This is a genomic window from uncultured Imperialibacter sp. (assembly GCF_963974565.1).
In the GTDB taxonomy this organism is placed as follows: Bacteria; Bacteroidota; Bacteroidia; order Cytophagales; family Cyclobacteriaceae; genus Imperialibacter; species Imperialibacter roseus.
Genome location: NZ_CAXBCJ010000021.1, coordinates 96,859 through 107,901, shown reverse-complemented (window position 1 = coordinate 107,901; position 11,043 = coordinate 96,859). Strand labels below are relative to the sequence as shown.

Genomic DNA, 11,043 nt, shown 5'->3' with positions numbered 1-11,043 from the left:
AAAAACAGAAGAAGTAGGTATAGAAGAACTGAGCATTGGAGACATCATCGTAGTGAAGCCTAATAGCAAAATTTCAGCCGATGGTGTGGTAGTAGATGGTCGGAGTAGCGTAAATCAAGCACCTATTACCGGGGAAAGTGTGCCCGTAGATAAAGAACCTGTAGATGATCCCGATAAAGACTGGTCACAGGAAAAAGACATTAAGGACGAGAACCGTGCCTTTTCCGGTACGATCAATGGCAATAATACACTGGAAATTAAAGTGATAAAAGTAGCGAAGGACTCTACGCTCTCCCGCCTGGTGAAACTGGTGAATGAAGCCCAGACCCAGAAATCGCCTACCCAGCAACTTACAGACAAATTTGAGAAATACTTTGTGCCTGCTGTATTGGTACTGGTAGTATTGCTCCATTTTGCTTTTCTGGTCATTGACGAGACCTTTAGCGAAAGCTTCTACCGCGCCATGGCCGTACTGGTAGCTGCGAGCCCTTGTGCTTTGGCTATCGCCACCCCGAGTGCGGTGCTCAGTGGAGTAGCCCGGGCAGCCAAAAGTGGGGTACTTATCAAAGGTGGCCGCCCATTGGAAGATTTAGGCGTACTTACTGCCCTGGCTTTTGATAAGACCGGAACACTAACAGAAGGTAAGCCTAAGTTAACGGAGGTGGTAGCCTTGGAGGATGTGAAAGAAGAAGAACTACTGAGAATAGCAGTTGCGGTAGAGGGTCTTAGTGATCACCCACTGGCAAAGGCCGTAGTGCGTGACGGGAAGGAGCGACTGAAGGGTGCTGACATACCTGAGGCGAAAGACCTGGAGGCAGTGCTTGGGAAAGGGATCAAAGCCACATTGGGAAGTGACAAAGTCTACATTGGCAACCTGGACCTGTTTGAGTCGCTGGATGATAAGAAGCCATCAAAGGAAATAGAAGAAAAAGTAAAGTCCTTAGAGTCTGATGGCAATACCACCATGCTCATCCGACAGAATGACGATTACATAGGCATCATCGCCCTGATGGATACGCCAAGAGAAGAAGCGAAAAATACCTTAGCGCAATTGAAAAAGATTGGTATCAAACGCATGATCATGCTCACCGGTGACAATCAGAAAGTGGCCGATGCGGTAGCTAAAGAAATTGGCCTTACAGATGCCTGGGGCAGCCTGCTGCCGGAAGAAAAAGTAGAAGCCATTAAAAAACTTAAGGAAAAGGAATCTAAAGTAGCCATGGTAGGCGATGGCGTGAACGATGCTCCGGCCATGGCCAACAGTACGGTGGGCATAGCCATGGGAGCGGCAGGAAGTGATGTGGCTCTGGAAACTGCGGACATTGCTCTGATGGCCGATAAGCTGGAAACCTTACCTTTTGCTATCGGTTTAAGCAGAAAAGCCAAAGGCATTATCAAGCAAAACCTTTGGGTGAGTCTGGGAGTAGTGGCTGTCCTGATTCCACTTACAATTTCCGGTATTGCTACTATAGGACCAGCAGTTTTGATCCATGAGGGATCTACATTGGTTGTGGTCTTTAACGCTTTGCGTTTGTTGGCTCATAAAAGATAGTTTGTCATTAACAAGAAAGCCCTATACTCAGTGTTTTCGTTATGCTTGAGGAGTGATCATCTGGCCGTTTTAAGCTATCGTGAGTTTCAATGCGATTTGTGTGGCCACCCAGTCTAGCTGTCCTTCCTTTGGCCCATCAAACTTCCCTGGTATTGCAGCTACTCAATATCACCTAGTGATATGCTCGATGGAGATGTTAACAGCCGTCTTTCCGGGGGGCTGTCTGAAGACCAACTTTATCTTTTTCGAATAGCTCAGTGGCAGCAGGGAGATTCGAGAGGGTAACAGTTTTATGCTTTGAATTGATATGGAGCAATTTTGAGGCTTATTTATTTTAGTTTTTACTAAAATAATTAAACCTTATTTCTATCTTAGTGTTTAAGTATATACTAAAACACTAAAATGTATGAGCAACACGTGTATCAGGGTATTAGCGGATCATGTCCAAATTCAAGAATGCAAGGATGAACTAAATGAACTGGAAGGTACCCTTAAAAATTTGACCAGGCTTTTTAATTTATCCGGCAACGCTGCTCGTCTCAAAATTCTTTATTTACTAAAGCGGGAAGGCGAGATGTGCCCTTGTGATTTGAGTGACATTTTAGAAATCTCAGTCGGCGGAGTTTCGCAGCACTTGCGAAAGCTCAAAGACGGAGGCCTTGTAGTGGACAAGAAGGTTGGTCAAACGGTCTTCTATTCGCTGATAGAAGAAAATTTAGAAATACTAAAGCCATTTTTCAATCAGCTCGAATCTGCTAAAGTGGCAAGCCCATTGGTGTGACGCCCGTCAAAACAAAGTTATGCGTCAAAAATTATACTGACAGCACTGTTTCGGTCATAAAAAAGTAAAAAGAAGTCATGGAAAATTTAGAAAGTTCAAAGAAATCAAAAGGAATTGTTACCACAGGTATTTTGGCAGCCATAGGTGCCTCGCTTTGCTGCATCACCCCGGTACTTGCTTTAGTGGCTGGTTCTACCGGAGCTGCAGCTACCTTCTCATGGATGGAACCTTTTCGCCCCTACCTTATTGGGGTTACGGTGCTGGTGTTGGGTTTTGCCTGGTATCAGAAGTTGAAGCCGGTAAAAGCGGCTGATGATTGTGGGTGCGAATTAACGCCTGGTAAGAAGCCATTTATGCAAACAAAAACCTTCCTGAGCATCATCACGATTTTTGCTGTAGCGATGCTTTCCTTTCCTAACTACGCACACATTTTCTACCCTGAAACAGAAAGCACTGCTGTAATCACTGAAGTTTCCAATATCCAGAAAGTACATTTCGATATTAAAGGAATGACTTGTCAGGGTTGCTCTGAGCACATCAAACATGCTGTGAGCGAGAATGCCGGAATTGTGCGAGTCGATGCTTCTTGGGAGAAGGGAGAAGCTACCGTAGAGTACGATGCCTCAGTGCTCAGCCTCGACACGCTGACCGAATCAATTAATGCCACTGGCTACACAGTAGTTGGTACTCAATCCATTAAAGAATCAAGTAAATGAATCCCATCAAATAACTAATATGAAAAAGTTTAGTCTTATCATTTTGGCCATTGTCGGAATATTGTTTTCCGTTTAGTTACAAGCTCAAGAAGTTTCCAAAGCTCAAAAGCAGGAGATTGTAAAAAAGAAAGTTGTGCTGAAAATCACTGGTATGACCTGCGCCGGATGCAGCAGTGGGGTACATAAAGCCCTTTCCAAAACAGACGGTGTGATAGAAGACGATGTGGTTTATCCCGGAGACACCTTCACGATCACTTACAATGCAAAAAAGACTGATGAGAAGACCATCATTGATGTAATTGAAAAATTAGGATACAAAGCAGAAAAGCAAAAATCATAAGTTATGTTCAAAAATCTAATGAAGCGTAAGCCACCTGTTGAAGCTGAAGAAATGATAGTTGAAATCACAGGCATGACCTGTGACCATTGTGCCACGTCTATCGAAAAACGTTTCGAGAAGGAAATAGGTATTCTATCTAAAGAGGTAAGCTATAAAGCGGGAAAAGGTACGTTTAGCTATAACCCTGATCGTATCAGCAAGGATAGTATTATAGATACAATTAATCGAGGAGGACACTATAAAGTTGTTTTGGGAACAAACGGTTCCAGTGGCTCTTCCGAATCCAATCAGTATGATCTCATCATCATAGGCGGTGGTTCTGCGGCATTTTCTGCAGCCACTACGGCCAATGATTTGGGACTTACCGTGCTCATGGTGAATGCCGGATTGGACTTTGGAGGTACTTGTGTAAATGTAGGTTGCGTGCCTTCCAAACATCTAATCAGGGCTGCTGAGCAGATTCATCGTGCGCAGCATTCTCCATTCAATGGCGTGGCGGGTGCCAATCCGAAGTTTGATTTTAAGGCGACCATCCAGCAGAAAAAAGAATTGGTGTCTGCTTTACAAAAAAAGAAATATCTGGACGTGGTAGATGGATTGGAAAACATCACTATTCTGGAAGGTTGGGCAAAATTCGTAGACCCTCACACCATCGAAGTGAATGGCAAGCAATACAAAGGCATGAAGTTTTTGTTGGCTACCGGGGCGACGACCAACGTGCCCGATATTAAAGGGTTAAAGGAAATTGACTACCTCACCAATGTTAGTCTGTTTGAAATGGAGGAACAACCTAAGCACCTCATCGTGTTGGGCGCAGGATATATCGCCTTGGAAATAGCCCAGGCGTACCATCGGTTTGGTACTAAAGTCACGATTCTTCACCGCTCAGAACGAATTCTTCGGAAGCAAACTGAGGACATTACTGACGACTTGACCAGCCATTTCAGAAACGAAGGAATAGATATTCGTACGAATGTATCAATCTCAGAATTTATCAAAGAAGGAGATAAAGTGCTGGCGCACACCAATACAGGAATTGTAGAAGCTACTCATGTGGTGGTGGCCACAGGAACGAAAGCCAACACCTTCAGCATGGATATAGAAAAAGCTGGAGTAGAAACAGAGACAAGCGGCCATATTCGGGTGAATGACCGGCAAGAGACCAATGTGAGGCACATCTTCGGCGCTGGTGATTGTACCAACACCCCGGCTTTCGTGTACACAGCAGCCAAAGAAGGCAAAGTCGCAGTGAACAATGCCTTCAAAAGTGCTGGTGACAAGGTGGATTATACCGGCCTACCCTGGGTGGTATTTACAGACCCTCAGATTGCCGGAGCAGGCATGGATGAGGCCGAAGCTGAAGTAGCTGGTATTCCCTACGAAACCAGTGTGATGCCGTTGAGCGAGATACCGAGAGCACAAGCAGCACTGGACACACGTGGGTTTATCAAATTGATTAGAAACAGTGAAACAGATAAACTGATCGGCGGTCGGATCATAGCGCCGGAGGGTGGCGAGTTGGCCATGCAAATTAGCCTGGCAATTAAGGCGGGCATGACCGTGCATGACTTGGCCGATATGTTTCATCCCTACCTGACACTTTCTGAAGGGGTGAAATTAGCCGCCATCACCTTCGATAAAGACGTGTCAGAGTTGAGCTGTTGTGCGAGCTAGATGAACATTTTCAAGAGCTATCAACAAGTGTGACAGAATTGGAATAATGGTAGCTTGTTAGGCGTTTTTATAACTTATTTTGCGCCAAGGAAACTTCTATTGCAATTTAACAATTAATATACAAGGATGACAACTGCCAACATGCGATACACAGGTTGGTTACCCAAGAACTGTGGTAGAAGTCAGACATTTGTAACATGTATCTTCTCAGTCTATCATTCATATAATCTAGAGAAATGGAAAAACATATTGAGATATTCCAATCTATTTACGATAACCTATTAAATCAACAATGCTTCCCAAAGACTTAACGAAAGACGTAAAAAATCGCCTTCAAAGTATCAAAGGTCAGATAGAAGGTTTGATCAAAATGCTGGATGAAGGAAAAGATCCTGAAAAGATTCTTGTACAGTTCAAAGCAGCAAAGAGCGGCTTAGATGCGGCTCATTACTTATTATTGAACGAAACCTTTAGAAAATCCCTGGCAATTAAGATTTCTGAAACTTCGGAAGCTTGTCCTGGGAATTGTGGAAATGAGGAGAAAATTGAAATTCTGCGCCAACAGTTTCCTGCTATAGAAGCGGACGACCTCACTGTAAAAATGAAGGAAATAGTCCAGCTTAAAAAACACCTCGATCAATTCATTCAACCGGATAAAATACAATTTTTTTAACTTTTACTGGGAGCCCACCCCACCCGAAGTCTTAGGTTTGTTTCATCAATATTCAATAAAAAAATCATGAAACGAACAGTTGAAATTTTTACTGCGGGTTGTCCAGTTTGTGATCCGGTAGTCAAAATGGTAGAAGAGCTTGCTTATGATCAGTACGAGATTTCCATCTATGATTTAGTAAAGCAATGCGATGATCAAACATGCCTGAATAAAGTTGCAGCTTATGTTATCAAGAAAGTGCCAGCAGTTGCAGTAGATGGAGTACTTCTGTCTTGCTGTCAAAATCAAGGTATTTCCAGAGAACAGCTAATCAAAGCTGGAATTGGTCAAGGCAGATAAATGTGTGCCATTTAGTCAAACTCCAGCAGCAGACCTGAGTGTTTTTTAATCATGACTCGTACAGATAAGAAGAAAATAGTATGTCTTCAGTTCTTAGCAGCTTCCCTGATTTTTTTCAGGCGTATATGATGGATCCGCTTATCCCGAGACTATCGGAGGTATTTGGACCTGAGCCGCAGATTGGTCTTGGCGTACCAGCTTTTATGATTGTATCCGGTATTTCTATACTTTTTTATAGAAGGATTTCAGGCCGGGTGGAATAGGAAAAATCATTAAGGTATCATTATCGCTTTTATCCTATTGACAGCTTTAGCCCGGGCCTCTTCGTAATTAATTGTTCTCAGGCTTTTAACTGGTCACTGAGTTAGTGGGGTTGACCCTATGTCTCTCTCATCTGGTTTGTACCAATTTACTTGCCTTTTTGAAAGTCTTTCCGGCTTATTACTAATCTCCAGTAAGTTGTTAAAGCCAGTTTTGATAGTTATTATTTATCCACATGTTTGGTGCGTTCATTACATTCATCATTTTTTCTAGTTTAATGTTTGAGAATTTTCCTTTTGCACTGACCATCCAAGGTCAATATGCAATGAAGAATATTATCATACTGGCATATAGTCCCACTATTTGGCCCAAGGAAGGATAGAAAAAAAACTTTGTAAAAGTTTAGGTGACCACCCCTACTCCCCATCTAGATTGTGAAAAACAACAGTAAACAGTTCCATTATGAAACAGATAATTATCATAGCAATGATGCTTAGTGGACTCTCCATGAGTGTGGATGTTCTTGCTCAGACAAACGAAAATGTAGATTCAATTGCGGGAAAAGAATTAGTTACACCCACTAAGCTGACGCTTCAGGTAAAAGGCATGAGTTGCCAGGCCGGATGTGCCAATGGGATTGATAACATGCTGAAACAACAAAGCGGCGTTGAGAAAAGCAAAACCACATATGCAACAGAGTCATCAGTCATTTGGTACAATCAAAAACTTATCACACAAGAAGAATTGATAGAGATGATTAAAGACCGAGGCTATAAGGTCAAAGCTAAACAAGCCCCACATGGAGAGAACCTATAATTGTTCCCAGTATGCAAAAGCTTATAAAACTTAAAGACGATTTCATCAGCATAGCTTCCCTTTTCACTTCGATATCTACCCTGTTGTGCTGTGCTTTACCATCACTGCTGGTAGCAATAGGTATGGGTGCAGTGGTGGCCGGAATAGTATCTGAATTCCCTGCTCTGATCGCACTAAGTAAATACAAGGAATGGACTTTTCTCGGGGCTGGATTATTGATTGGTTTCAATTTCTGGGTCTTTTATGGCAGAAAGAAAAATCAGGTTTGCGAAATAGATGAATATGGAAATGAAACTGCCTGCGATACAGCTGCCCGGTGGAGTAAGATCATCCTCTGGATATCCTTTGGGCTTTATACGCTTGGTTTGTTTTCAGCGTATTTGCTGCTTCCGCTGCAAGAATTTTTAGGGATTTAAAAAGTAAAAGATGAAGCAAACAGTATTAATTGTAATAGTTGCCATGCTGGCACTTTCAAAAACCTACGCTCAGGGACACGGCCCGCTCTTCGGACTACAAACCCCTACTTTGGCCAAGGGAGGAGTAGATTTTAATGCTGCGGCTATGAGTCTTGGTACAGAATATGGTCAGTCTTTCATGCTCAGGTATATCTGGTCTTATGGTGTTACAGAAGACCTACAGCTAAATATCACTACCCCGACAGTGATCAATCGGCTTTCAGATCCGCCTAGGACTAGGGGAAATAGCAATATGCCAGCCAATGGGGATATTGAAGCTTCGGTATGGTATCGTTTTTTTTCCAATGCATTTGGCGTGGGGAAAAGATTTGAATCTACGGCCATTTTGAGTGTTTCAACCCCAACTGAGAAAACCAGAGGACAGACTAAAGTTAGTAATTCAATTCATGGAGCGATCTCTACCGGGTATGCTTCCCGAACCTGGTACGCCTGGGTAGGTGGCGGCTATCAGTATTATTTTGAAGAAGCAAATGATCAGGTGGGCGATTTGCCATACGCAAGTTTGGTTATAGGCTATCGTCCCAACATCTTCATGGGAGACTATCCAAAACCCGATTGGCGGATTTTTGTGGAATCTCTGGCTGAGTTTCCAGGAAGCGACACCTTTGAAGGCCAACTGTCTCCGATGGACAAAAGAGGGAAAAAAGTAATGATTGGCCCTTCATTTTTAGGTCTCTACGGAGCTTGGGGTATATCTTTTGGAGCGTTATTCCCTGCTTATCAGGAAGTGAACCAGGGATCAAATGAAAAATATAGACTCTCAATAAATATTAGTTATTGGTTGTAACATTAAACAAACAGAAATATGAAACAGATAGGAATAATAGTAGTATTGAGCATATTCAGCTTCTCTAGTGCAATAGGTCAGTTGATAAAAGTAGATCAGGAGGTATTTGGAATGGACTGCGCCCCTTGTGCCTATGGGCTGGAGCGTGGACTAAAAAAAATGGATGGCTTGCAAAGTGTCAAAGTAAGCCTCAACGATGGGAAGGCATATCTTAAGCTAGCTGTAGATAATGATTTGTCCTTACAAGAAATCCAAATGGAAGTAAAGAATAACGGGTTTTCAGCCAGAAATGCAGAAGTCACGTTAAATGGAGAACTGGTGAACGATGGAAATGAGTGGAATGTAAGCGTAAACGGAGAAACATTCAAAGTCACCTCAGATACTTCTGATGACATACTTACAAAGCTTAAGCCCGGTAAACTTAAGCTGATGGGGTGGGTAAAAGACGAGGTGGATGGTGGGTTAAGTAATAAATGGAAAATTAGAATAACTGAAGTCTTATAATTAGAAAGAACCCTATAAAGAAAAATGCTTTGTTAAGTCTAGGTCTAACCTCTGTAGAAATCCCTGACTCCGTTTACGTTCTGCTTGAGTAGTCATCATTTAGCCTTTTTTGGCTACCACGCGTTCCAATGGGATTTTTGCGGTCGCCCACATTAATCTTCCTATTTGACCCAATTTATGGTATCGATCAATATTATTGTTTTCTTTCCGCTACTTTAAATTAAGAAAGCGCTACCAGTTTCCTGATAGCGCTTCACTGTGCTAAATATTTGATTAGGTAATGCGTGGATAAGTTAAGGTTGACAAACGCAAATCTTCTAGTTCTTCGCAATTATTTTTATGAAATTAGTGGCTTTTGAGTCCCAAATATATGATTACTAATCGCTCCAACGACCAAAAGTTCCCCAATTTACAAGTTCAAGGGCTTGAAATACGTAATTGTCGATCAAGTTGGCAACTCTGCGGATTTTCCCAGGTGGCTTGATGCACAGGCGATCCCTGGCATTCCGGACGTAGAAGCAGCTTATGCTTGGGACTATGACCTCTATTTGAAGTACCGAAGGAAAAGGCCACAGCCACGGCGGTTTAGAATTCTCTGAAACATAACGGTCATAGAGCCAGGCCCAAGATATTATAGTTAGCAATCGAAAAGGTTTATCCTAACTATTCACTTTTCCTTCGGGGCGGACATTTCAAGAAACCTAACACCGGGCCTATTAAGCGTTTTGCGATTTCGCCCCAATTTTTCCTTAAGGCCAAGTTGCTGAATTTCAATCTATTGCGGTTTTGTCCTGATTTATGTTTTAAAGCCAATTTACAATGCTTTTAATTAATTGATAATGAACTTGTTAAGACCTAAATGGCGGCTGGTGACAGCTACCCTTCCACTGGGCTTAACAAAAGAAATTACATTCATCTGCTCCCTTGGCCCACTCCGCACCCAATTGTCATGACACTCTTCTATTTCAGGACTATTGAGATTTGTGGTGATATGGTTTGCTGTTTCATTGCGGGAGAAATAGTCGACTTAGTTCCTGTGATCTTCATTTTATCTTTTATTGGATATGAGACCCTCATCGGTAGCTTGTTTCTTGCGATGGCCGATGAGAGTGCCTACCATTTAGAATACTGAAGATCATGGTTTGAAGCCTACAAAATGGCCTACATATCAAGGCCTCTTGCTCACTTGATTTTATTGGAAGAGTAAATGGGTGAGTAAACAATGGTCAATGCACAAGCAGGTAAATTGGCTTAAAAACGTGTTGTAGTTAAGGGCGGAAAATCACTAAAAGATTTTTGGCGCACCTCGAAACGAAGCGCTACTGAAAGACTTTTGGAAGACTTTTAAAATTTTTTACAAAGAAAAAAGCATGCCGAAAATAGCACTTTTCCAGAGGGTGCTCAAACCGGTTTGTCAGATCGGTCAAATTTAGCTTAAATAAATTAATACCACTTTGAGTACAAATTACACTTTGGAAGATGCAGTGGGGTTTGAAAGAAGTCGGTTAGTGAAGCTTTGATCTGTCCCTTAGGTCAAGTGCATCGGAGTAATTTTTCATCATTTACGAGCAAATTTGCATGTTTTCGAAATAGAAGCCTTTTCACGGGGGTGTTAAGAGAAGCAGCCCCTTCAAGAATGTTGAAAGCAAAATTTAGCTAAACAATACTGTTCTATATAAATATAAAGTCTAGTAATAACATTTGTTAAAATATTTGTAAAATGTATAGTAAAATATATTACAATAGAATATAGCATAATTAACTAAAAAATCAATATTGACAAGTCTGATTTATTGTCCTCCATTTGATGTAGAAATTAACTCATTCTTCAAATATTTAAATAGGGGGTATGCCATTAATTTGTATTCAAGACTTGTTCCTGGTGAAACTTACCGAACAGGTTATAGACCAAACTTGCCCAACTTATAAGGGAAAACCAAAAGACCTGTGGGTATCTCCGGAAGAAGCCATGCGGCTGCTAAGGATTAGCTCAGTCACCACGCTTCTGAAGTATAAAGACACAGGTAAGATTCGGGCCGCCAGGCTCTCGCTTAAGCACATCCTCTATGACTCCAATTCAATCCTGCAGTTTCTGGACGACCAAGCACTAAACCGATTCTAGAA

The 11,043-nt window shown here is 42.0% G+C and carries 13 protein-coding genes; all 13 read left to right on the top strand.

Annotated features, from left to right (window positions below):
* Nucleotides 1-1,552 (top strand): heavy metal translocating P-type ATPase (locus AAC052_RS23205; RefSeq protein WP_339815640.1); only part of this gene is annotated, 1,552 nt, incomplete at its 5' end.
* Nucleotides 1,553-1,958: 406 nt separating this feature from the next.
* Entirely contained in the window at nucleotides 1,959-2,333 is a 375-nt protein-coding gene (locus AAC052_RS23200) for a metalloregulator ArsR/SmtB family transcription factor (protein ID WP_339790955.1), read from the top strand.
* A 77-nt stretch (nucleotides 2,334-2,410) separates the two neighbouring features.
* Entirely contained in the window at nucleotides 2,411-3,049 is a 639-nt protein-coding gene (merTP, locus tag AAC052_RS23195; protein WP_339790953.1) for a mercuric transport protein MerTP, read from the top strand.
* A gap of 133 nt (nucleotides 3,050-3,182) precedes the next feature.
* Nucleotides 3,183-3,389 carry a cation transporter gene (locus tag AAC052_RS23190; protein ID WP_339790951.1) on the top strand — a complete coding sequence of 69 codons (207 nt, stop codon included), beginning with the start codon at nucleotides 3,183-3,185 and terminating at the stop codon, nucleotides 3,387-3,389.
* Nucleotides 3,390-3,392: 3 nt separating this feature from the next.
* Complete coding sequence (gene merA, locus AAC052_RS23185) at nucleotides 3,393-5,063, top strand: mercury(II) reductase (RefSeq protein ID WP_339815638.1); 1,671 nt, start codon at nucleotides 3,393-3,395, stop codon at nucleotides 5,061-5,063.
* A gap of 292 nt (nucleotides 5,064-5,355) precedes the next feature.
* Nucleotides 5,356-5,736, top strand: coding sequence for a metal-sensitive transcriptional regulator (locus tag AAC052_RS23180; protein ID WP_339790947.1), 381 nt, complete (start codon nucleotides 5,356-5,358; stop codon nucleotides 5,734-5,736).
* A 66-nt stretch (nucleotides 5,737-5,802) separates the two neighbouring features.
* Complete coding sequence (locus AAC052_RS23175) at nucleotides 5,803-6,075, top strand: thioredoxin family protein (protein ID WP_339815637.1); 273 nt, start codon at nucleotides 5,803-5,805, stop codon at nucleotides 6,073-6,075.
* A gap of 80 nt (nucleotides 6,076-6,155) precedes the next feature.
* The gene (locus AAC052_RS23170; RefSeq protein ID WP_339790943.1) at nucleotides 6,156-6,338 is read left to right on the top strand and encodes a hypothetical protein; all 183 of its coding nucleotides are present in this window, start codon (nucleotides 6,156-6,158) and stop codon (nucleotides 6,336-6,338) included.
* A gap of 460 nt (nucleotides 6,339-6,798) precedes the next feature.
* Nucleotides 6,799-7,152 (top strand): heavy metal-associated domain-containing protein, encoded by a 354-nt coding sequence (locus tag AAC052_RS23165; RefSeq protein WP_339790941.1) that lies wholly within the window; start codon nucleotides 6,799-6,801, stop codon nucleotides 7,150-7,152.
* An 11-nt stretch (nucleotides 7,153-7,163) separates the two neighbouring features.
* Nucleotides 7,164-7,568, top strand: a complete 405-nt coding sequence (locus tag AAC052_RS23160) for a hypothetical protein (RefSeq protein WP_339790939.1) — start codon at nucleotides 7,164-7,166, stop codon at nucleotides 7,566-7,568.
* A 10-nt stretch (nucleotides 7,569-7,578) separates the two neighbouring features.
* Complete coding sequence (locus AAC052_RS23155; protein WP_339790937.1) at nucleotides 7,579-8,415, top strand: hypothetical protein; 837 nt, start codon at nucleotides 7,579-7,581, stop codon at nucleotides 8,413-8,415.
* A gap of 18 nt (nucleotides 8,416-8,433) precedes the next feature.
* Complete coding sequence (locus AAC052_RS23150; RefSeq protein WP_339790935.1) at nucleotides 8,434-8,919, top strand: heavy metal-associated domain-containing protein; 486 nt, start codon at nucleotides 8,434-8,436, stop codon at nucleotides 8,917-8,919.
* Between the two features lie 1,849 nt (nucleotides 8,920-10,768).
* Nucleotides 10,769-11,041 carry a helix-turn-helix domain-containing protein gene (locus AAC052_RS23145; protein ID WP_339790933.1) on the top strand — a complete coding sequence of 91 codons (273 nt, stop codon included), beginning with the start codon at nucleotides 10,769-10,771 and terminating at the stop codon, nucleotides 11,039-11,041.
* Nucleotides 11,042-11,043: the final 2 nt, after the last annotated feature.

What these genes read in the sequence shown, in the direction of transcription:
- AAC052_RS23200 (WP_339790955.1), top strand. Translation starts at nt 1,959, where the DNA reads ATGAGCAACACGTGTATCAGGGTATTAGCGGATCATGTCCAAATTCAA.
- merTP (WP_339790953.1), top strand. Translation starts at nt 2,411, where the DNA reads ATGGAAAATTTAGAAAGTTCAAAGAAATCAAAAGGAATTGTTACCACA.
- merA (WP_339815638.1), top strand. Translation starts at nt 3,393, where the DNA reads ATGTTCAAAAATCTAATGAAGCGTAAGCCACCTGTTGAAGCTGAAGAA.
- AAC052_RS23180 (WP_339790947.1), top strand. Translation starts at nt 5,356, where the DNA reads ATGCTTCCCAAAGACTTAACGAAAGACGTAAAAAATCGCCTTCAAAGT.
- AAC052_RS23175 (WP_339815637.1), top strand. Translation starts at nt 5,803, where the DNA reads ATGAAACGAACAGTTGAAATTTTTACTGCGGGTTGTCCAGTTTGTGAT.
- AAC052_RS23170 (WP_339790943.1), top strand. Translation starts at nt 6,156, where the DNA reads ATGTCTTCAGTTCTTAGCAGCTTCCCTGATTTTTTTCAGGCGTATATG.
- AAC052_RS23165 (WP_339790941.1), top strand. Translation starts at nt 6,799, where the DNA reads ATGAAACAGATAATTATCATAGCAATGATGCTTAGTGGACTCTCCATG.
- AAC052_RS23160 (WP_339790939.1), top strand. Translation starts at nt 7,164, where the DNA reads ATGCAAAAGCTTATAAAACTTAAAGACGATTTCATCAGCATAGCTTCC.
- AAC052_RS23155 (WP_339790937.1), top strand. Translation starts at nt 7,579, where the DNA reads ATGAAGCAAACAGTATTAATTGTAATAGTTGCCATGCTGGCACTTTCA.
- AAC052_RS23150 (WP_339790935.1), top strand. Translation starts at nt 8,434, where the DNA reads ATGAAACAGATAGGAATAATAGTAGTATTGAGCATATTCAGCTTCTCT.
- AAC052_RS23145 (WP_339790933.1), top strand. Translation starts at nt 10,769, where the DNA reads ATGCCATTAATTTGTATTCAAGACTTGTTCCTGGTGAAACTTACCGAA.